Annotated in this window: 21 protein-coding genes; 10 read left to right on the plus strand and 11 right to left on the minus strand. The window is 66.3% G+C overall.

Going from position 1 to position 20,989, the window contains the following annotated elements; translation table 11 throughout:
- Positions 1-1,254, plus strand: coding sequence for a class I SAM-dependent RNA methyltransferase (locus ACQY8M_RS24050; protein ID WP_428660716.1), 1,254 nt, complete (start codon positions 1-3; stop codon positions 1,252-1,254).
- 15 nt (positions 1,255-1,269) lie between these two features.
- Positions 1,270-2,037: an SDR family NAD(P)-dependent oxidoreductase gene (locus tag ACQY8M_RS24055; protein WP_428660718.1), complete on the plus strand. Its 768-nt coding sequence runs from the start codon at positions 1,270-1,272 to the stop codon at positions 2,035-2,037.
- 84 nt (positions 2,038-2,121) lie between these two features.
- Here the strand turns inward: ACQY8M_RS24055 and ACQY8M_RS24060 are convergent, their stop codons facing one another.
- Positions 2,122-2,907: an exodeoxyribonuclease III gene (locus ACQY8M_RS24060; protein WP_428660721.1), complete on the minus strand. Its 786-nt coding sequence runs from the start codon at positions 2,905-2,907 to the stop codon at positions 2,122-2,124.
- A gap of 48 nt (positions 2,908-2,955) precedes the next feature.
- On the opposite strand from ACQY8M_RS24060, the gene ACQY8M_RS24065 reads away from it, so the two are divergent.
- The gene (locus ACQY8M_RS24065; RefSeq protein ID WP_428660724.1) at positions 2,956-3,270 is read left to right on the plus strand and encodes a hypothetical protein; all 315 of its coding nucleotides are present in this window, start codon (positions 2,956-2,958) and stop codon (positions 3,268-3,270) included.
- 12 nt (positions 3,271-3,282) lie between these two features.
- On the opposite strand, the gene erpA is transcribed toward ACQY8M_RS24065, so the two are convergent.
- Both erpA and ACQY8M_RS24075 read right to left on the minus strand, forming a co-directional pair.
- A complete protein-coding gene (gene erpA / locus ACQY8M_RS24070) occupies positions 3,283-3,615 on the minus strand; it encodes an iron-sulfur cluster insertion protein ErpA (RefSeq protein ID WP_428660727.1) in 333 nt (110 codons plus the stop codon).
- 85 nt (positions 3,616-3,700) lie between these two features.
- Positions 3,701-4,597: a DMT family transporter gene (locus tag ACQY8M_RS24075; protein ID WP_428660730.1), complete on the minus strand. Its 897-nt coding sequence runs from the start codon at positions 4,595-4,597 to the stop codon at positions 3,701-3,703.
- Positions 4,598-4,682: 85 nt separating this feature from the next.
- On the opposite strand from ACQY8M_RS24075, the gene ACQY8M_RS24080 reads away from it, so the two are divergent.
- The 3 genes from ACQY8M_RS24080 to ACQY8M_RS24090 are packed head-to-tail and all read left to right on the plus strand — an operon-like array spanning position 4,683 to position 9,028.
- On the plus strand, positions 4,683-6,959 hold the full coding sequence (locus ACQY8M_RS24080; protein ID WP_428660733.1) for a CHASE2 domain-containing protein: 2,277 nt from the start codon (positions 4,683-4,685) through the stop codon (positions 6,957-6,959).
- Positions 6,940-7,851 (plus strand): glutamate cyclase domain-containing protein, encoded by a 912-nt coding sequence (locus tag ACQY8M_RS24085; protein WP_428660736.1) that lies wholly within the window; start codon positions 6,940-6,942, stop codon positions 7,849-7,851. Before ACQY8M_RS24080 ends, ACQY8M_RS24085 begins: the two co-directional genes overlap by 20 nt.
- Positions 7,852-7,861: 10 nt before the next feature.
- Entirely contained in the window at positions 7,862-9,028 is a 1,167-nt protein-coding gene (locus tag ACQY8M_RS24090; RefSeq protein ID WP_428660738.1) for an acyl-CoA dehydrogenase family protein, read from the plus strand.
- A 443-nt stretch (positions 9,029-9,471) separates the two neighbouring features.
- Here the strand turns inward: ACQY8M_RS24090 and ACQY8M_RS24095 are convergent, their stop codons facing one another.
- The 8 genes from ACQY8M_RS24095 to ACQY8M_RS24130 all read right to left on the minus strand — a co-directional run bounded on the left by ACQY8M_RS24095 (position 9,472) and on the right by ACQY8M_RS24130 (position 16,954).
- Positions 9,472-9,801, minus strand: coding sequence for a hypothetical protein (locus tag ACQY8M_RS24095; protein WP_428660741.1), 330 nt, complete (start codon positions 9,799-9,801; stop codon positions 9,472-9,474).
- 230 nt (positions 9,802-10,031) lie between these two features.
- Positions 10,032-10,160 (minus strand): hypothetical protein, encoded by a 129-nt coding sequence (locus ACQY8M_RS24100; RefSeq protein ID WP_428660743.1) that lies wholly within the window; start codon positions 10,158-10,160, stop codon positions 10,032-10,034.
- A gap of 29 nt (positions 10,161-10,189) precedes the next feature.
- Positions 10,190-11,197, minus strand: a complete 1,008-nt coding sequence (locus ACQY8M_RS24105; RefSeq protein ID WP_428675475.1) for a phosphotransferase family protein — start codon at positions 11,195-11,197, stop codon at positions 10,190-10,192.
- 55 nt (positions 11,198-11,252) lie between these two features.
- Entirely contained in the window at positions 11,253-13,433 is a 2,181-nt protein-coding gene (locus ACQY8M_RS24110) for a malate synthase G (protein WP_428660745.1), read from the minus strand.
- 69 nt (positions 13,434-13,502) lie between these two features.
- Positions 13,503-14,642 carry a hypothetical protein gene (locus tag ACQY8M_RS24115; protein ID WP_428660747.1) on the minus strand — a complete coding sequence of 380 codons (1,140 nt, stop codon included), beginning with the start codon at positions 14,640-14,642 and terminating at the stop codon, positions 13,503-13,505.
- Between the two features lie 339 nt (positions 14,643-14,981).
- Entirely contained in the window at positions 14,982-15,593 is a 612-nt protein-coding gene (locus ACQY8M_RS24120; RefSeq protein ID WP_428660750.1) for an exopolysaccharide biosynthesis protein, read from the minus strand.
- Positions 15,590-16,450 (minus strand): HpcH/HpaI aldolase/citrate lyase family protein, encoded by an 861-nt coding sequence (locus ACQY8M_RS24125; RefSeq protein WP_428660753.1) that lies wholly within the window; start codon positions 16,448-16,450, stop codon positions 15,590-15,592. The genes ACQY8M_RS24120 and ACQY8M_RS24125 overlap by 4 nt, the downstream gene beginning before the upstream one ends.
- 48 nt (positions 16,451-16,498) lie before the next feature.
- Positions 16,499-16,954, minus strand: coding sequence for a MaoC family dehydratase (locus tag ACQY8M_RS24130; protein WP_428660755.1), 456 nt, complete (start codon positions 16,952-16,954; stop codon positions 16,499-16,501).
- Between the two features lie 95 nt (positions 16,955-17,049).
- Between ACQY8M_RS24130 and ACQY8M_RS24135 the strand changes: the two genes are divergently transcribed.
- From ACQY8M_RS24135 to ACQY8M_RS24150, 4 genes are read left to right on the plus strand one after another with little or no spacing between them, the layout of a single operon-like run.
- Positions 17,050-18,027, plus strand: coding sequence for an NADPH:quinone oxidoreductase family protein (locus ACQY8M_RS24135; protein WP_428660757.1), 978 nt, complete (start codon positions 17,050-17,052; stop codon positions 18,025-18,027).
- A 26-nt stretch (positions 18,028-18,053) separates the two neighbouring features.
- Entirely contained in the window at positions 18,054-19,004 is a 951-nt protein-coding gene (locus ACQY8M_RS24140) for a Bug family tripartite tricarboxylate transporter substrate binding protein (RefSeq protein WP_428660759.1), read from the plus strand.
- A gap of 11 nt (positions 19,005-19,015) precedes the next feature.
- Positions 19,016-19,771, plus strand: coding sequence for an SDR family NAD(P)-dependent oxidoreductase (locus ACQY8M_RS24145; RefSeq protein ID WP_428660762.1), 756 nt, complete (start codon positions 19,016-19,018; stop codon positions 19,769-19,771).
- A 9-nt stretch (positions 19,772-19,780) separates the two neighbouring features.
- Positions 19,781-20,878: a M14 family metallopeptidase gene (locus ACQY8M_RS24150; protein ID WP_428660764.1), complete on the plus strand. Its 1,098-nt coding sequence runs from the start codon at positions 19,781-19,783 to the stop codon at positions 20,876-20,878.
- Positions 20,879-20,989: the final 111 nt, after the last annotated feature.

Consider the following 20,989-nt stretch of genomic DNA (forward strand, 5'->3'; position numbering starts at 1 on the left):
ATGCCGCTGAAGCTCGACATCCTGGAGATCGGGGCGCGCGGCGACGGCGTCGCCGAGCAGGGCGGCGAACGCTACTTCGTCCCCTTTACCCTACCGGGCGAGGTCGTCGAAGCCGAGCCGATCGACAGACGCGGCGAGGGCATCGCGGCCAGGCTGATCGAGGTCCTGGCGCCGTCGCGCCACCGCGAGACGCCGCCGTGCGCCCACTTCGGCCTCTGCGGCGGCTGCGCGCTGCAGCACTGGCGGCGCGATGCCTACACCGCCTGGAAGGTCGGCCTGATCGAGCGCGCGCTGAAGCAGCGCGGCGTCGCGGCGCCGGCCTTCGAGCGACCGCTGCTCGGCGAGCCGGGCGAAAGACGTCGCGTCGACTTCGTGCTGCGCCGCCAGGGCAGGCGGGTGCTGGCCGGGTTCCACGAGCGGGCGAGCGCGCGGGTCGTGGATGTCGGGACCTGTGTCATCGCGCGGCCATCGCTCACGGCGCTGCTCGATCCGTTGCGTGCGGCGCTTGCCGGGATTCTGCCGGATGGTGCCGCCGCCGATGCGGTCGCGAACGACACGGACAGCGGGCTCGACGTGTTGATCCGGCCGCACCAGCGGCTCGAGCTGTCGATCGACCGGCGGCAGGCGCTGGTCGGGTTCGCGGAACGCGCGGGCCTTGCGCGCCTGAGCTGGGGCGATCGGGCCGCGCCCGAGCCGATCGTGACCCTCCGCACGCCGTTGCTGATCCTGGGCGACGCCACGGTCGAGCCGCCACCGGGCGGCTTCCTGCAGGCGACCAAGCGCGGCGAGGCGACGATGCGCGCCGCGGTGAATGCCTGGATCGGGAACGCGCCGAAGCTCGCGGATCTGTTTGCCGGCATCGGTGCGCTGACCCTCGGGCGGCCGGGCCGCCTGTCGCTGTTCGAGAGCGACAAGCCGTCGGTCGCCGCGGTCGATGCGGCGGCACGCAGGATCGGCGGCAATCGCGTGAGCGCGGAACGGCGCGACCTGTTCCGCAATCCCTTGGGCACAAAGGAGCTCGACGCCTTCAATGCCGTCGTGCTCGACCCGTCGCGCGCGGGTGCGGCCGCGCAGGTCGCGGAAATCGCCCGCTCGACGGTGCCGCGCATCGTCTATGCCTCGTGCGATCCCGGCAGCTTCGCCCGCGACGCGTGTGTGCTGCAGGACGGCGGATATCGATTGGAGAAATTGAAACCCATCGACCAGTTCCTCTGGGCGGGGCATGTTGAGTTGATTGCACTATTCGTCAAATGAAGCGAGGAGCAGCTCATGATGTTCGATCTTTCCGGCAAGGTAGCGGTGGTAACCGGCGGCAGCCGCGGCATCGGCCGGTCGATCTGCGAGCAGATGGCCGCGCACGGCGCCAAGGTGATCGTTTCCAGCCGCAAGCTGCCGGCCTGCGAGGAGGTCGTGAAGGGCATCAAGGACAAAGGTGGCGAGGCGACCGCGGTCGCGGCCAGCATCTCCGACAGGGCGCAGCTCGAGGCGCTCGTCGACTTCGCGCGCAAGACCTACGGCAGGATCGACATCATGGTCTGCAACGCGGCCTCCAATCCGTACTTCGGTCCGCTCAGCGGCCTGAAGGAGGAGGTGTTCCTCAAGATCATGCAGAACAACGTCATGTCGAACATCGCCCTGATGAACATGGTCGGGCCGGAGATGGCGGAACGGAAGGACGGCGTATTCATCATCGTCTCGTCGATCGGCGGCCTGGTCGGCTCGGCGCACATCGCCGCCTACAACATGAGCAAGGCGGCCGACATCAACCTGGTGAAGTCGCTCGCCATGGAGTGGGGCAAGCACAACATCCGGGTGAACTGCATTGCGCCCGGCCTGATCCAGACCAACTTCGCCAAGGCGCTTTGGGACAACCCCGAGATCCGAAAGGCCAACGAGAGCAAGGCCGCACTTAAGCGCATCGGCCAGCCCGACGATATCGGCGGCGTCGCGGTATTCCTCGCCTCGAAGGCCGGCAACTTCATCTGCGGCCAGACCATCATCGCCGACGGCGGCGTGATCGGCACCGGCGCGGAGTAGTTTCATGGATCCCGGACGGCACGAGGTCGAAGTCCCGCTGTCGCCCTGAGCGAAGCGAAGGACATCACGCATATTGGGAGAACGCTACGCGACGTCGAGCTCGCACCATACCGGGACGTGGTCGGACGGCTCGGGGCGGCCGCGTTGTTCCTTGTCGATGCCGACGGCGGTCAGGCGGTCGGCGGCTTGCGGCGACAGCAGCAGGTGGTCGATGCGCAGGCCGTTGTCCTTCTGCCAGGCGCCGGCCTGGTAATCCCAGTAGGTATATTGCGGGCCCTCGACATGGATCGCGCGCACGGCATCGGTCAGCCCGAGATTGAGGAGCGTGCGCAGCGCCTGGCGTGACTGCGGCTGGGTGAGCGCGTCGCCCGCGAAGGCGGCGGGGCTGTAGACGTCGACATCGGTGGGGATGACGTTGTAGTCGCCACCGAGCACGAACATCTCCTCGCTTGCCAGCAGCGCCCGCGCCCGCTGGGCGAGGCGGTCCATCCAGGCGATCTTGTAGGCGAACTTCTCGGTGCCGATCGGATTGCCGTTGGGCAGGTAGAGGCCGCCGACGGTGAGCGGTCCCTTGGGCGTCTGGACCTTGCCCTCGATGTACCGCGCCGGCTCGTCGGCGGCAGGCTCGGGCAGGGAACGCGCGGTGATCTCGACCGGATGGAGCGAGAGCAGGGCGACGCCGTTGAATCCCTTCTGGCCGACAATCTCGACGTTGTAGCCGGCGGCCTCGATCTCGGCCTTGGGGAACTGCGCCTCCTGCGCTTTAATCTCCTGCAGCACGACCACGTCGGGCTTGGCGCTCTGCAGCCAGGTGACGAGGTTGCCGGTCCGCTTGCGGACGGAGTTGACGTTCCAAGTCGCGACTTTCATGGGCTCAAACTACTGTATAGTGCGCCCAGTTGTCCTCGGGGGAGAGTTATGAAGGTCAGTTCTGTCGTTCTGAGGGGCGCGACCGCCGCCGCCGCGCTGCTAGCCCTGTCCACCGCTGCCTACGCCGACGATTTCATCGATGCCTGCATGCTGGGGAGCGACCCCGCAACCGACATGCCGAAGACCTGTGCCTGCATGTCGACCAAGATCCCGGGCAACGTACGTGCCGACGCCATTGCAGCGCTGAAGCAATCCTACAAGTCGATGCAGGATACCGGCACACTACTCGACCCGACCCAGCTTCCGCCCAATCTGATGCGTGGGCTGCAGGCGACCGTCCTGGCGCAGGCCGATTGCATCTGAGGCCGACTGGCCTCAGATGCTGAAGGAATTGCCGCAGCCACAGGAGGAGGTCGCGTTCGGGTTCTTCACCTGGAACGACGAGCCGACCATCTCCTCGACATAGTCGAGTTCGCTGCCCTTGAGCAACTCGAGCGAGGTCGAGTCGACCAGCACCGCCGCGCCATCGCGCTCGATCACCAGGTCGTCGTCCTGGCGCGCATCCTCGAAGGTGAAATTGTACTGGAAGCCCGAACAGCCGCCACCCAGCACCGCCACCCGCATCATCACGGGCTTGGCCTCCCGCGAGGCCAGGAAGGCGATCCGCTTGGCAGCGTTGGAGGTGACGTTGAACTGGGTTTCGCTCATGACCACAAGATGTGGATTGGGGGCGGCTTCGTCAATCCCGCAACCGCATGGCGAATATCCCTAATATCATTGCGGGAAAAGGCGCTCAGCCAACTGCCGCGAGGGCCCGCTCACGGGCGCGCACCCGCTCGCGATGCAAGATGTAGAGGCCCGAGCCGATGACCAGCGGCAGGCCGAGCCAGACCGTCCACGACGGCTCCTCCTTGAACCAGAGGTAGCCGTAGGCCACGGCCAGCACGATGCCCGCATAGTCGAACGGGGCCAGCACGGCGGCCGGCGCGAGACGCCAGGCCCGCGTCACCAGGATCTGCGCCACCCCGCCCAGCAGGCCGAGCACGATCAGCCAGAACCAGTCGATGGCGCTGGGCCAGATCCAGTCCGGAACGGCGGCGCCGAGCGAAACCGCGCTGGAGACGATGGCGAACCAGAACAGCGTGGTCGCGTCGGAATCGTGGCGGCTGACGACGCGGACCAGCACGGTCGACAGCGAATAGCAGAAGGTCGCGCCCAGCACGACCAGCGAGATGGCGTGGAAGGAGATGCCGAACGGATCAAGCATCACGATCACGCCGGCGAAGCCCACGGCCACCGCCGTCCAGCGCCGCCAGCCGACCGGCTCGCCGAGCATCGGCACGGACAGCGCGACCATGAAGAAGGGGGCCGCGAAGGAGATGGCATAGGCGTCGACCAGGGGCATGCGCGGAAAGACGTAGAAGAACCCCGCCGTGCTGCCGAGCCCCGCCAGGATGCGCGTCGCCTGCAGCCAGGGCCGGTTGCTGCGGACGACGCGCAGGCCGCCCGCGCGCCAGACGATGACCGCGATCGGCACCATTGCCACGGCGCTGCGGAACAGCATGAGCTGGAACGGCCCGTAGATGCCGCCCAGCGCCTTCACCATGGCGTCCATGGTGCAGAACAGCACGAGCGAGCCGAGCTTGCAGTAGATGCCGAGCAGGGAGGCGTGGATCGGTCCGGTGAACATCGCACTGCCGATGAGGGGGCGCTATTTGGCTTGCGCACCGGCCTTCCGTAAAGTGGCGTTTGAACAGGTCGTTCGCTGGGGGCGCATGGGTTGGTTGTTCGGCCAGGACAGGAAATGGCGCACGTCGGTCGTCGTGGCGTTCCTGATCCTCTTGGGCGCGCTCGTCGTGCGCGCCGCAGACCCGCCGGCGCTGGCGCGATTCCGCAACATCGCCTTCGACTATTACCAGCGGCTGAAGCCTCGCGTTCCGGCCGACGACATGCCGGTGCGCATCGTCGACATCGACGAGGCGGCCCTTGCCGAGTATGGGCAGTGGCCCTGGCCGCGCACGCTGCTGGCGACCCTGGTCCAGAAGCTCGTCGAGAAGGGCGCCGCGGTCATCGCCTTCGACGTGATCTTCGCCGAACCGGACCGCTCCTCGATCGGCCGCGTCCTACGCACCTTGCCGCTCGACGAGCAGACGCGCGAGATGCAGCGCCTGGCGGAGAAGTTTCCCGACAACGACGAGGTCTTTGCCGCGGCGATCAGGAATGCGCCGGTCGTCACCGGCTTCGGATTCGACCTCAAAGGGGGCACCGCGCCGCCGCGGCGCATTGCCGGCGTGGCCCACAGCAGCGGCGAGAGCGATGTAGGCGCGGTGCCGGAGCTGATTGCGCAGTTCATTCCGCGGCAGTCCGGCGCGGTGAAGACCATCGATCTGCTGGAGGCCGCGGCCCAGGGCAACGGCAGCGTGACTCCCGATATCAGGACGTCGGTCGTTCGCCGTGTTCCGATGCTGTTTCGTCTGGCCGGGCAGCGCAACGAAGACCTCTATCCATCGCTGTCCATGGAGACGATCCGGGTGGTGCAGGGCGCCTCGACCTATCTGGTGCGCTGGTCTGGGTCGCAGGCCTATCGATCGTTCGGCGAGCGCACCGGAGTCGGCGGAATCCGGGTCGGCAACGTTTCGATCGAAACCGACTCGCGCGGCCGCATGATCCTGTACGACAGCGGCCATCGGCCGTCGCGCTTCGTCTCGGCGCGAGACGTGCTGAACGGGACGGTACCTGCCGAGAAGCTCGAAGCGCACATCGTCTTCGTCGGCACCTCCGCCGTCGGCCTGCAGGACCTGCGCGCTACCCCGATCGAGGAATCCACGCCGGGCGTCGAGGTCCATGCCCAGCTCGTCGAGCAGGTGCTGAGTCAAACCTTCCTGCACCGGCCGGACTGGGCCGACGGCGCGGAGTTCCTTTACCTGGCCGGCGTCGGGCTGCTGTTCGTCCTGCTGCTGCCGCGGCTTCGGGCGGCGCGGATGGCGCTTGTCGCGGCGAGCCTGATCGCCCTTACGCTTCTCCTGCCGTGGGTTGCCTTCGACCGCGCCCAGTTGCTGCTGGACCCGATCTATCTGCCGGTCACGCTGGCGGCGATCTATGTCGGCGGGTCCGCTCTCGGCTTCATTCAGACCGAGCGCGAGCGGCGCGAGATCCGCAGTGCCTTCGCGCTTTACCTGTCGCCCGACCAGGTGGACGTCGTGGCGCGAAATCCGGCGGCGCTTCAGCTCGGCGGCCGGCAGCACGAAATCACCGTCATGTTCACCGACGTGCGCGGCTTCACGCAAATTTCCGAACAGTTCGATCCGGCGGGCCTGACCCGATTCATGAACCGCTTCCTCACGCCCATGACCGATCTGATCCAGGCGCGCCGTGGCACGATCGACAAGTACATGGGCGACGCCATCATGGCGTTCTGGAATGCACCGTTCGACGTCGATCGGCACGCCGCCCGCGCCTGCGAGGCCGCCCTTGCCATGCAGGCGCATCTGGCCACCCTCAATGCCCAATGGCAGGGGGAAGCCGAAGCCGAGGGCCGCCGGCACATTCCCGTTGCCATCGGCATCGGCCTCAACACCGGCCAGGCGACGGTCGGCAACTTCGGCTCGTCGCAACGGCTGACTTACTCCTGCCTGGGCGATGAAGTGAACCTCGCCTCCCGTCTCGAAGGGCAGTGCAAGACCTACGGCGTCGGCATTGTCATTGGCGAGAACACGCGCCAGGCGACTGCCGACTTCGCGGCCCTGGAGCTCGACCTGATCCTGGTGAAGGGCAAGACCAGGCCGGTCCGGGTGTATGCCCTGCTGGGCGACGCGATCATGGCGGGGAATGTCGCTTACCGTCGGCTGGTCGAGCGTCAGGCGGAGTTCCTTGCCCTGTATCGCACTGCCGCGTTCGCCGAGGCGTTGCCGGCCATCGACGCGTGCGTCGCGGCGGCAGAGGCGCTCGGCTGGCGCCAAAGCTATTACAAGATGATGCGCGCGCGGGTCGACGGCCTGATCGACGAGTCGCCGCAGGATTGGAACGGAGTCTATGTCGCCCAGGAAAAATAGCGCGCTCGCCGCCATCGAGGCGCAGGTCTGCCGCGATGTCGGTCGCGGCACGCAGGCCCTCATCGACGCAAGCCGCGGTGAGCTCGCCGCCGCTGCGCAGGCGCTGGCCGGCGCGACCAGCATCGGCTTCATTACCGGGTTCTTCGTGCCGCGCGATAATGTGGCCGCACCCGAGACGGATGGACCTGTCGGCACGGCCTTGCTGGCGGCCGCACTGGGAGCTCACGGCATTCCGGTGCGCATCGCCGTCGATTCGCCCTGCGCCGATGCCGTGCGCGCGGCCGTCCATGAGACCGGCATCGACGTCATCGTGGACGAAGTCGGCGTCGTCGACCGGCCCGGCATCGAGCGCGTTGCGGCTGCATGGCGCGCGGCGGGCGTAAGCCATGTCGTGGCGATCGAGCGCTGTGGGCTCAGTCCCGACGGCCGGCCGCGCAACATGCGCGGCGTCGACGTCTCGCCATGGACGGCGCCGCTCGACGACCTTTACACGGCGGCGCCCTGGGTCCGAATCGGTGTCGGCGACGGCGGCAACGAGATCGGCATGGGCAAGCTGCCGGCCGGGCTGATCGCCGAAACCGTGCCGAACGGCGAGCGGATCGCCTGCATCACCGGCTGCGATCATCTCGTCGTGGCGGGCGTCTCGAACTGGGGTGCCTATGGATTGATGGCCGCTCTGGCAGTAGTACGAGATGCCTGGTCGCCGTCGCTGGCGAAGTTCCTGACTGCGGAGCGCGATCTCGCGGTGACGCGCGCAATCGTCGAGAAGTCGGGCGCGGTCGACGGTGTCACGGCGCGGAACGAGCCCACGGTCGACGGCTTTCCGGCCGAGATCCATGGCGCATTGATCAACGAGCTGCGTCGCATTGCATGGGGTGTGGCGGCGGATTAGTTTCGCCGCCATGGAAAATCCCTACGCGCCGACGCACCCCGAAATCCGCGACGCCGTTCGCGCGCTCTGCCTGAAGTTCGACGGCGCCTACTGGCGCAAGCTGGACCGCGAGCGCGGCTATCCGACGGAGTTCGTCAAGGCGCTGACCGAGGCGGGCTGGCTGTCGATCCTGATCCCCGAGGAATACGGCGGCTCGGGCCTCGGCATCTCGGCCGCGAGCGCGGTGCTGGAGGAGGTCCATAAGGCTGGCTGCAACGCCGCCGCCTGCCATGCCCAGATGTACATCATGGGCACCGTGCTGCGGCACGGCAGCAAGGAGCAGAAGGAGCGCTACCTTCCCAAGATCGCCACTGGCGAGCTGCGCCTGCAGGCGTTCGGCGTCACCGAGCCGACCAGCGGCACCGATACGCTCAGCCTGCGCACGACGGCGGTGAAGAAGAACAACAGCACCTACATCGTGAATGGGCAGAAGGTGTGGACCAGCCGCGCCGAGCACTCCGATCTGATGTTGCTGCTCGCCCGCACCACGCCGCGCGAGCAGAGCCAGAAGCGGACGGAGGGCCTGTCGGTCTTCCTGGTCGACATGCGGGCGGCCCTGAATAAGGGCCTTACCATCAAGCCGATCCGCACCATGATGAACCATAACAGCACCGAAGTGTTCTTCGACGACATGGAGGTGCCGGCGGAGAACCTGATCGGCGAGGAGGGGCAGGGCTTCCGCTACATCCTGAGCGGCATGAACGCCGAGCGCGTGCTGATCGCCTCGGAGTGCATCGGTGACGGCCGCTGGTTCATCGACCGGGCCGTGAGCTATGCCAAGGAGCGCAAGCTGTTCGGCCGCCCGATCGGCCAGAATCAGGGCGTGCAGTACCCGATCGCACGCGCCTATACGCAGATCGAGGCGGCCGACCTGATGGTGCGCAAGGCCGCGGCGATGTTCGAGGCCGGCATCAACGCCGGCGCCGAGGCCAACATGGCCAAGATGCTGGCCTCGGAGGCAGCGTGGGCGGCAGCCGAGATGTGCGTGCAGACCCATGGCGGCTTCGGGTTCGCCGAGGAATACGACGTCGAGCGCAAGTTCCGCGAAGCCCGCCTCTACACGGTGGCGCCGATCTCGACCAACATGATCCTGAACTTCGTTTCCGAGCACGTGCTTGGCCTGCCGCGCTCGTACTAAGGACGAGCTGGTCGGGGGCGGAGGGGTCATGGGCGCATAGGCGCTAACTTTTTGCCCTTCCGTCGTCTCGACTGGAGCGCGAAGCGCGCAGTGGAGAGATCTTGCTTCCATCAGTAGCGGCTTATGGTGGACAGAAGGTCTCTCCGCGCGGCCCTTCGGGCCTTGGTCGAGACGACGGAAAGGTTAGATGCAATTGCCCGATATTGACGCTCAGGGCACAAGTTAGCGCCCATGGGTCATGGGCCTCAGCATCGGTAACGGGTCCTGAAGCGCCGTTCGCGTTGCCCATGACCCGTCCGTCGCGGACTGCCGCGCCACCTCCCCGCGCTGCGCGCAGGGAGGAAGTCAATTTTGCAGATGTGTAGATGCCCTAGCCCGAAGATGGGGGAGGCGGTTCGAGAAACCTCCACTCATGATTCTTCGGCTCTTGTTATCGGCGGCCATCAGGCATCCAGCCGGCCGTTTCGCGCCTCCAGATCCTGGATCAGCCTCGGCAACCAGGCCATGCGAACGAGCCAGTCATCGGCGCTCGTTTCTTTGCAGATGATAGCTACTACGGAAAACACGCTCGCGAAGTGCGCGACAATGCCCGGTACATGATCGGCGATCCATTCGGGGTTCGATTCGGGGCCACCCTTGGGCCACAGCTCGTCTCGGTGCCCGATCAATGCGTCCGCGAGAACGGCGCAGCATCGCGCGCGATCGGGCCTGACCCGCAAGCTCCTCGCGAAGTTGGCCATCATCTTGCCGTAGGCTGCGATCTCGTTCGTCATGTCTCCGCCGTCGGTCCGGCAAGATAACTGTCAGGCGTCGAGCCGGCCGTGACGCGCGTCCAGATCCTTGATCTGTGTTGGCACCCACGCCATGCGAATGAGAAAGTCATCGGTACTGTCTTCATCATCGGCGATGGCCGCTATGGAAAACATGCTCGCCAGCTGCGCGAGAATGCTCGGGACGTGATCGGGGATCCATTCAGGCCGGGATATTCGGGGCCGCCCTCTGGTCAGAGGTCGTCACGATGCTCGATGAAGGCGCCGGCGAGGACCGAGCAACATCGCGCGCGATCGGGCCGGACCAGCAGGCTCCTGGCGAAATCGGCAATCATCTTGGCGTAGGCTGCGTGCTCGTTCATCTGGTGCCCGACTGCTCTCGCCGGAGACTCTAGTCGAGCAGCGCGCGGCAATCGAGGTCGTCGACGGCGAGGTGGAGCCTTTCGAGGTTGTTCCACCAGATCAGCGGCGGCATGCGGATCGATTGCTGCCAGATCGCGCGTGCGACCTGCCACAGCACCGAGACGCGATAGTCCTCCTGCAGCGTGGCGCGGTCGTAACTGGTGACGCCGTTCGCCAGCAGCTCGTCATGATAGCGGTCGAGCAGGCGCTTCTCGCAAGCCTGGCGCTGGTCGGGATACCAGTGCACCGCCATCAGGTAGGCGAGATCGTCCGACGCATGGCCGATCCGCCAGGCATCCCAGTCGAACAGGCGCGGCTCGCCGGGGCCGGTGGGCAGGAAGCAGTTCCAGGCATGGGCATCGCCATGGACGATCGTCCTGGGTTGGGGGCGGGCGAGCAGGCGCGGCGCCGATTGCAGCAGCCGCCGATGCAGTTCGCGGCGTTCGGCCGGCAGCCTGTCGCCGAAGTCTCGCGCGAAGCCGTCGAATTGCCTCGCCATTGCATCAAGCGAGGCTTCGCCGAATGTGCCAACGCTGACACCGAGCCGGTCGTCGTTCCACCACGCCGCATGGAAGCGAGCTTGCGCGCCGATGATGGCGGCGCATTGATCGTAGGCCGGCGGCAACGGCCAGGCCGTGGCGATGCGGTGCGTGTCGGTCAGGTCCTCGAGCAATAGGTGCCATGTACCGGTGTCGGCATCCGCGTGGCTGTCGAAGCAGTGGAGCAGCAGGCCGGCGGGCGTCCCCGGGGCGACGTCGCGATAGAAGGCGACCTCGCGCTGACCCGGCCTCCACGGGCCGCCGGGACGATCGGGCAGGCCGGCCTTGAGGATGAGCGAGCCTGGCGCACCTTGGGCATCGCCCTCGTAGGCGAGGCAAAGCCGGAAGATGTGCGACAGGATCGTCGCAAAGGATCGTTGGACGGTCACCTCGGCAACCGGCCGCCCGAGCACCTTGGTGAGATGCTCGGCGCTCGCGGCGGGAGGGGGGACGGGCACAGCCAAGGGGGCGCTGGCGCGCGGCCCTAGCCAGGATTGGTGCTGAAGCGGGCCTTCACTGTGACGATCCGGACGCGAGCGCCTTCGCTTCACGGCGCCGGGAGTGAAGTATCCATTCGGTGTAGCCGTTCGGCTGAATCCGCCCGCGGAAGATCAGATCGCATGCCGCTTGAAAGGCAGGGCCTGAGAAGCCCGGCGCCATCGGCCGATAGAGGGGGTCGCCGGCGTTCTGACGGTCGACGACCACTGCCATCCGCCGGAGCGTCTCCATGACCTGGCCTTCGTTGGTCACGCCGTGATGCAGCCAGTTGGCGATGTGCTGGCTGGAGATTCGCAGCGTGGCCCGGTCTTCCATCAACCCGACATCGTGGATGTCCGGGACCTTGGAGCAACCGACCCCCTGGTCGACCCATCGCACCACATAGCCGAGAATGCCCTGGACGTTGTTGTCGAGCTCCTGCTGGACCGCGTCGGGCGGCCAGTTCGACTGGCCGAGCGGGATCGTGAGGATGTCCTGCAGCGCCGCGCGCGGGCGTTGCCGTAGCTCCTTTTGCCGCGCCGCCACGTCGACCTGGTGATAGTGCAGGGCGTGGATCGTCGCTGCGGTTGGCGATGGCACCCAGGCCGTGGTCGCGCCGGCCTTGGGATGGGCGACCTTCTGCTCCAGCATCGCCGCCATCCTGTCGGGCATGGCCCACATGCCCTTGCCGATCTGCGCATTGCCGGGCAGGCCGCATTCGAGGCCGATATCCACGTTCCAGTCTTCGTAGGCCTTGATCCAGGGCGTCCCGCGTATGGCCTCCTTGCGCTCGATCGGACCGGCCTCGATCGAGGTGTGGATCTCGTCGCCGGTGCGGTCGAGGAAGCCCGTGTTGATGAAGCAGATCCGATCGGCTGCCGCCTTGATGCAGGCCTTGAGGTTGACGGTGGTCCGCCGCTCCTCGTCCATGATGCCCATCTTGAGCGTGCCCGGCGGCAGATCGAGGACCTCCTCCACCTTGGCGAACAGGGCATTCACCATCGCGACCTCGTCGGGACCGTGCATCTTCGGCTTGACGACGTAGATCGATCCGGTCGTGCTGTTGCGGATGCCGGCGTCTGCTTTCAGGTTGTGACGTGCGATCGCGGTGCTGACGAGGGCGTCGAGGATGCCCTCCGGGGTGTCCTTGCCGTCGGCATCGAGGACGGCATCCGTGTCCATGTGGATGCCGCAATGGCGGATGAGCATCAGGCTGCGGCCGGAAAGCTGGAAGGCCTTGCCGTCGGGCGCCTTGTAGACAGGATCGGCATTGAGGCGCCGCTCGAGCGTCCGGCCGTCCTTCTCGAACTGGGCCGTCAGCGTTCCCCGCATGAGACCCAGCCAGTTGCGATAGATCTCGATCTTGTCTGCGGCGTCCACGGCGGCGACGCTGTCCTCCATGTCCATGATTGTCGTGACGGCGGATTCGACCGCCACATCGCTGACGCCGGCGGGATCCGCCTTGCCGATGAGATGAGCGCGGTCGATCCTGATCGACACGTGAAGACCGTGGTTGCGCAGGAGGATCGCGGAGGGGGCGCCAGCCTCGCCCAGATAGCCGGCGAACTGGCTGGGGGTCGCGAGGCCTGCTTCGCCACCGCTCGCCAATGTCAGCACCAGCCGGCCATCCTTGACGACATATGAAACGACGTTCGCGAACGACCCCTTGTCCAGAGCGAAGGTCCTGTCCAGGAACTCCCGCGCCATGGCGATGACCTTGGCACCCCTATCGGGATTATACTTGCCGGCGCGCGCCAGCTTCCCCTCGTCGGCGATGATGTCGGTGCCGTAGAACGCGTCGTAGAGACTGCCCCATCGCGCGTTCACCGCGTTGAGCGCGTATCTCGCATTGGAAATGGGGACCACGAGCTGCGGGCCGGCGATGGTCGCGATCTCCGCGTCGACCGCAGCACCCTTGATCGCAAAGCCGGTGGGCTCCGGCTGAACATAGCCGATGCGCTCCAGAAAGGCCCGGTAGTCCGCCGCATCGAAGGCCTGACCCTTGTGGGCGGTGTGATAGTCGTCGATCTGTCGTTGCAGCGCGTCGCGCCTGTCCAACATTTCCCTGTGCCGAGGTGCAAAATCCCGGACGATTGCCGCATAGCCTGCCCAGAAACGGTCGGGGGAAATCCCGGTGCCGGGCAAAGCCTCCTTTGCCACGAAGTCGAACAGTCCGCGGTCAACGGAAAGGGTTTCGGCCAGGACTCGATCGGACATGTGATCCTCGAAAGCGGGAGCTGAGCGTACCCGCCGAAATACTATTCAGCAGGCCTCGGAGGCCAGTGCTTACTTGTACAGATATCCGACCGGCTTGCCTTCCGTGCGTTGCGGACGAATGTCCTTGCGCGTGATGATCTGCCCAGCCAGGCCGTCGATCTCGTCGCGCTGCGTCGGCGTCCACTTGCGAAGATTCTCCATACCCTTCAACAGGCCGAGCCGGAGGATCTGCGTATCTTCTCCCATCCCGACGAGATGGATCGCGTTCTTGCCGGCGGTGACCGAGTCGCCGGCGGAAAGCTCGATTGCTTGCCCGGCGCCATTCTTGAACTCGGCAGTGCCGCGGATGACGCGATAGACGACAACCTCCCCCTTGGCGAGATCGGCGGGATTCGATGCTGCCGCCGCGCTTTTGGGCAGGAGAGACCGCCCGAGCGGGTCGGTCGCGATGATGTGGCCGATCACAAGGTGACCGCTCGGAACCTCGATGCCGAGGTTGCGCACATGCACCGGCACGGCCGATTTGACCTGGCCATCCGCCAGCGGCCGATAGAGCGCCTCGAGCGCCAGTGGATCCTGGAACCAGAAACCCGCCTCGGGTGGGCGATCGTGGAGGGAGTGTCCCCAGGCCAATCGGGGCGTTTCGGCTTCGTCGATATGATCGAAGCCTACGACCGTGGGGTTGGGCAGGCTCGTCGGATCGGTGATGAAGGCTTCGAGAAACTTGCCCGAATAGCCCAGGGACATCGGATCCGGCACCGCCGATTGTGGCGTCTTCAGGTTCTCGCCGGTGGGCAGCCCGGACCAGGTGTAGAAGAGCTGGCGATGGACAATCGCGCTTTGAAGTATCACGGCGCCAGGCCCGACGTAGTGCACCAGGCCATCGTAATCGAAGGTGAACATGCCCGACGTGACCAGCACGAGCTGGAAGGCGCCGGGGGGCAGGTGAAGGTGGAAATCGGTCGGGCCTGCATCGGGGCGGTAGATTGGCAGGTTCGTCGCCACTTCCTGGAGGAGGAAGGCTTCATTGTTGGCATGAAAGCCTTCGGCCACGCGGTTGTAGAGCGCCTGCGGGCGATAGATCGGGTCATATGTGGCGTCCCGGTCGCGGTCGATAGCCACGAAGTCCTGGCTGTTCAGGCGGATGGGATCGCCGTTCGGGTGGGCAAGGCCCTGCCATTTTGGATCGACCGCCGCATGCAGATCCATGGAATCCCTCCAATCCAGGCATTCAACGAATGTCTCGCGTTATTTGCTCAATTCTGCTCCGTTGATGGCGCACAGAAATCGTGCAGGTACTCGAGGCACTTCAGGCAAGCCCAAGCGAATTCTGGGCCAGTAGCCGCGATCGGAGTTCGGACCCCGTCTAGCGAGGCTGCGCCTCGACCAACGATGAGCGGCGCCTGCTGAGCGGGGGGCTACCCGAGGGGGCGGGGTGAACATGCCGGGACGAGTGCCCCGGAACCCTCGGAAACTCCGCAAACGCTTCGCGGGGTTTCCGGGAGACTGCTGGCGCGCATTCGCATGCTGTTTGCCGGCTCAAGCCGGCTAGAGCAGGCTCTTCACGATGCCGATCACGACCATGGGGCCGACGATCAGGAGCAGCGCGGTCCAGGCGAGTGTCGCTAATGTCAGCAGCCAGCCCAGCATTGCCATCACGCCGTCCCCTTCGAGCAGCGCGAGGCAGAAGAACAGGATCGCCCAGGCGGCAAACAGATTGTCGAACGGGATCGGCAGCGCCAGGATCACGATCATCAGGCTGGAGGCCCCATGCAACGCCCGACGCTGCACGCCCTTCACCCACCAGTGCTGCCGTGGATGGATGGCGGCTTCGAGCCGTTCGATATGGGGCCGCACACGCACGAGGAAATCCTGCAGCCGGCCCCGCTGCAAGGCGCGACGGCCGAGATAGTCCGGCAATCGTGGTGTGGTACGGCCGAGATAGGCCTGCGCCACGACCAGCACCATTGGAATACCGGTGACCGTCGAGAGCAGGGGGATGCCGGTCGGGATGCAGTTCGGCAGGACGAGGGCGGCAACGATGAAGGCGAAGGATCGCGTCTCCAGCCCTTCGAGGAACGCCGCGATGGTGAGCCGCGAGTCGGGCGGCCCGGCGAAAAGCCGATCGAGCGTGGGCAGGAGCGACCCGTTCTCCTTCATCCCACGCGCGACATCAGGCGGCGTGCCAGCACGAGGTGCGGCTTGTCGAGCATCTTGCCCTCGAGCGTCAGGACGCCCGCGCCGGGATTGTTCTCGAAGGTGGCGATCACCTTCTTGGCCCAATCGACTTCCTGCGCCGACGGCGTGAAGACCTCGTGGATGATCGCGACCTGGTCGGGATGGATGGCGATCTTGCCGCCATAACCCATGCGCCGCGCGTCGTTCGCCTCGGCGCGCAGGCCGTCGACGTTCTTGATGTCGGGATAGACAGTGTCGTAGGCGGTGACGCCGGCCGCCACGGACGCCATCAGGTTGATCGTGCGGGCGAGCCTGAAGGTGTCGTCGTACACGCCGGGCAAGGGACCTTTCGCGAGGGCGCCGAGATCGGCCATCAGATCCTCGCCGCCCCAGGAGTGACCCATCAGCCGGGCGTGCTTGGCGGGCGCCGCAGAGAGGGCGAGTACGGCGGCGGCACTCTCGGTCGCGATGGTCAGGATTTTCGTCGAACCAGGCGCTGTATCTTCGCGCGCCTCGAACGCATCGAGGTAGGTTGCGAGCAGGTCGAGGTCGCGTTGGCCGACGCACTTGGGGAATACGATGCCGTCGGGCTTCCCTTGCATGACGACCGCGAGATCACCCAGCGTCAGGCCGGTGTCGAGTGCATTGACGCGCACATAAAGCTTGGGACCGGCGCGGTCGGCCGAGCGGAGATAGGCCAGAGCCATATCGCGCGCGATGGCCTTGCGGTCGGTGGCGACGGAGTCCTCAAGATCGAGGATCAGGCCGTCGGGGCCGCTCGACGGACCCTTCGCGAGCTTGCGCTCGGAGTCCGCGGGGACGAACAGGAAGGAACGCATAGGGGCTTATCCTCTAAAGTGCCGAATTGTGTCATCCCGAGTGGGGCATCAGGCCTTCGGCCGCTTGCGCATCAGCGCCTGGCGCTTGCACTCGGCGACGACCTCGCCGCGCTGGTTGGTGGCGGTGTGGTCGAACTCGACGATGCCGGCGTCGGGTCGCGACTTGCTCTCGCGGATGCCAAGCACCGTGGTACGGACCTTCAGCGTATCGCCGTGGAACACCGGCTTGGGGAACTTCACGTCGGTCATTCCGAGATTGGCGATCGTGGTGCCGATCGTCGTGTCGTTCACCGTGATGCCGATCATCAGGCCAAGCGTGAACAGGCTGTTGACGATGCGCTGCCCGAACTCGGTCTTGGATGCGAACTCCTCGTCGAGATGCAGCGGCTGCACGTTCATGGTGAGCGAGCTGAACAGGACATTGTCCATCTCCGTCACCGTGCGCGTCCAGGCATGGTCGAAGGTGCGCCCGATGGTGAATTCCTCGAAATATAGCCCTGCCATTTTCCTCCCCGCGAAAGCCGGCCCTTCTAGCACGGATGGACGCTTCCGGGTCGCCATCGTATCAATGAGGCCACAGATCGAAATGGGAGTAGACGATGCGGGCAATGATCAGCGAAGCACCGGGCGGGCCGGAGAGCCTGCAGCTGATGGAGCTGCCGTCCAAGCCACTCGGCAAGGGCCAAGTGCGCATCGACGTCAAGGCTGCGGGGGTAAACTTCCCCGACACGCTGATCATCGCCGATAAGTACCAGTTCAAGCCGCCGCGCCCGTTCGCGCCGGGCCACGAGGTGGCGGGCGACATCACCGAGGTCGGCGAGGGCGTCACCGCCTACAAGCCGGGCGATCGGGTGATCGGCATGATCGGCCATGGCGGCTATGCGACCGAGGTCGTGGCCGACGAGGTCCAGCTCCTGCCGATGCCCAAGAATATGAGCTACGAGGACGGCGCTGCCTTCACCATGACCTACGGCACGTCGTACTACGCATTGAAGCAGCGCAGCAGCTACAAGCCGGGCGAGACCCTGCTGGTCACCGGGGCGTCCGGCGGCGTCGGCCTCACCGCCGTCGAGCTGGGCGCGCTGATGGGCCTCAAGGTTATCGCCGCGGTCGGCTCGGACGAGAAGATGGAGGTCTGCCGCAAGTACGGCGCCACCATGTTCGTGAACTATGCCAAGGAGAAGATGCGCGACAAGGTGAAGGAGCTCACCGGTGGCGCCGGTGCAGACATCATCTATGACGCCGTCGGCGGCGACGCCTTCGACGAATCGGTGCGCTGCATCGCCTGGTACGGCCGCCTGCTGGTGGTCGGCTTCGCGGCAGGGCGCATTCCCTCGCTGCCGGCGAACCTGGCGCTGCTCAAGAGCTGCGACGTGCGCGGCGTGTTCTATGGCGCCTGGCGCGGCCGCGAGCCCGACGAGGCGCGCAAGAACTTCGACGAGATGCTGGCCTGGTACGCCGAGGGCAAGCTGAAGCCGCACATCTCCATGACGTTCCCGCTGGAGAAGGGGCCCGATGCGATGAACGCGCTTCTGTCGCGCAAGGCGACGGGCAAGGTCGTCCTCACCATCGCCTGACCATGAGGAAGATCGGCCGTCGCGGCTTGACCGCCGCGCTCGGCGCATCCGTTTTCACCTTTGGCGTCCGGGCCGACGATTTTCCGACGCATCCGATCACGCTGATCGTGCCCTTTGCGGCCGGCGGCGCGATCGACGTGCTGGCACGCCTGACCGCGGAGCGGGCCGCCCGCGAGCTGGGCCAGAGCATCGTCATCGACAATCGCGGCGGCGCGGCCGGGCTGATCGGGGCGGCCTCGGTCGCCAGGGCCGAGCCCGACGGCTACATGCTGCTGATGGCCTCGGCGGCCCAGGTCACCATCCCGCCGTGGGTCAACCGTGTGCTCACCTTCGATCCGCCCCGGGATCTCGTGCCGGTCGCGCATCTCGTCGACACACCGATGGTGCTGATCGTGTCGGCCAAATCCGCCATGAGGACCGTCGACGACTTCGTCACCCAGGCGCGTGGCCATCGCGGCGCGCTCAACTACGCCTCGACCGGCGTCGGCACGATCTCCCACCTGCTCATGGAATCGCTCAAGCTCGCCGCCGATATCGACATCGTGCACGTGCCCTACCGCGGCGCGGCGCCGGCCTTGAACGACCTGCAGGCGGGGCAGGTCCAGGGCATGTTCACCAGCACCGCGTCGGTGGCGCCGCTGGTCGCCGGCAGCAAGCTGCGCCCCCTGGCCGTCACCACGCCGGCGCGCTCGCCGCTGATGCCCGACGTGCCGACGATGGCCGAGTCCGGTTGGCCGACCGTCGAGGTCGTGGTCTGGGCCGGCATCATGGCGCCGGCCGGGGTGCCGCGCACCATCGTGCGCAAGCTCGAGCGGGCCTTCGTCGAGGCGGTGCTGGCGCCCGAGGTGCGCGACCGGCTGGCCAGGCTCGGCGCCGATCCGGTCGGGCGCGGGGCACGGCAGTTCGCCGAGGTGATCGAGAAGGATCTGGCCCTGTGGCAGCGCGTGGCGCTGGCCCAGGGCGTCAAAGTCGAATGAAGGAGGATGCGATGGGCAGGCTCAGCGGAAAGATCGCCATCGTCACGGGCGCGGCCTCGGGCATCGGCGCGGCGTCGGCCAAGCTGTTCGCCGACGAGGGCGCTCAGGTCCTGGCCGTCGATCGGCCGGAATCGGCGATCGCGACGGCGCATGCCGGCAACGATGCCATCGCCGCCTGCAGCGCCGATATCACCGCCGAGGATGCCCCCAAGAAGATCGTCGCGGCCGCACTCGACCGGTTCGGCGCCATAGACATCCTGTTCAACAACGCCGGCGTCAGCGGCCGGGCGTTCGTCGAGGAGATGACCGACGAGATGTGGGACCGGGTCAATGGCGTGAACGTGCGCGGCATGTTCCGGCTGTGCCGCGAAGCCATTCCGGCGCTGAAGAATCGGGCGAAGGAAAAGGGCAGGGCCCGCATCGTCAACACGGCGTCGGTGATGGCCTTCGACACGGACTACGGCCTCGCGGCCTATTGCGCCTCGAAGGCCGGCGTCGGCGGGCTGACTCGCACGCTGGCGCTCGAGCTGGGCAAGTTCAACATCACGGCCAACTATGTCTGCCCGGGCGCGATCTATACCGGCATGACACGGAACAACTTCGACACCCCGGAAATTCGGGCGGTGTGGGAAAAGAAGGCGGCCTTGCGCCGCCTCGGCCAGCCCATCGATATTGCGCGCGGGGCGCTGTTGCTGGCGTCCGACGAGGCCGACTTCATCACCGGGCACGAGCTGGTCGTGGATGGCGGTCTCACACTGCGCACCTAGGGAGCCATCTTGCCCAACATCCATTCCTTCGCCGCCGACTACAGCGAGGCGCGCGATAAGTTCCTGGCCGCCGCGAAGATCGCCGGAGCCACCACGCTCCGCTACGACAATCCGACCAAGGGGCCGTTCGGCGAGGCGCTGTCGACCGACGTCGCGCGGCTCGGTCCCGACGATGCCTCGAAGATCGTCATGACGATCTCCAGCACCCATGGCGTCGAGGGCTTCTGCGGCTCGGGGTTTCAGGTCGACTGGCTGGCAAGTGTCGGCGCTGCCGGCCTGCCGCCTGACACGGCCGCCGTCTGGGTCCATGCGATCAATCCCTACGGCTTCGCCTGGACACGGCGGGTGACGGAGGAGGGCAACGACCTCAACCGCAACTACGTCGACCATACCAGGCCCTATCCGGTCAACGAGGGCTATCTCGAGGTTGCCGACTATCTCATCCCGAAGGATCTCGGCGAGGCCAGCATCAGGGCAGCCGAGAGCAAGCTCGCAGAATACCGTAAGAAAGTCGGCGATATTGCCTACTTTCGCGCTGTTTCGGGCGGCCAGTACAGCCATCCCGACGGCATGTTCTTCGGCGGCGGCGGCCCGAGCTGGTCGAACCGCACCCTGCACGCCATCGCCGACAAGTTCCTGAAAGGCAGGAGCGACGTGGCGGTGATCGATTTCCATACCGGCCTCGGTCCCTACGGCTACGGCGAGCCGATCACCCATTTCGATATCGACACGCCGGCCTCGCGCCGCGTGCGCGCCTTCTGGGGCGAGTCAGTGACCGAATCCAAGCGCGGCCAGACGGCGTCGCAGGCGCGCGACGGCTTGGGCCACTACGGCCTCAACCGCATCCTGACCGAGCCCGAGACGCGGCTCACAATGTGCACCCTCGAATACGGCACCTTCGACCGCGAGAGCGGCCAGAAGGCCTTCCGGGCCGACCATTGGCTGCATAAGTACGGCGACCCGCTGGGCAAGGACGCCGGGCCGGTGCGCGCCGCCATGCGCCGCCAGTTCTATCCCGATACCGACGACTGGAAGGAGGCCGTGCTGTTCCGCGGTCACCAGATCGTCCGCCAGGCCATCGCCGGCGTTCAGCGCGGGGCTCTCTGACCTGTCGAGAGCGTGTGAGGCTTTTGCTCGGTCGAGCGCCCAGGAGCACGGCTCTCCAGAGCCCCTCATGGGCCTAGTAAGCTGAAAAAGGAGCGGCTCTGGAGAGAGTGC

Source organism: Reyranella sp., from assembly GCF_965279465.1.
Lineage (GTDB): Bacteria > Pseudomonadota > Alphaproteobacteria > Reyranellales > Reyranellaceae > Reyranella.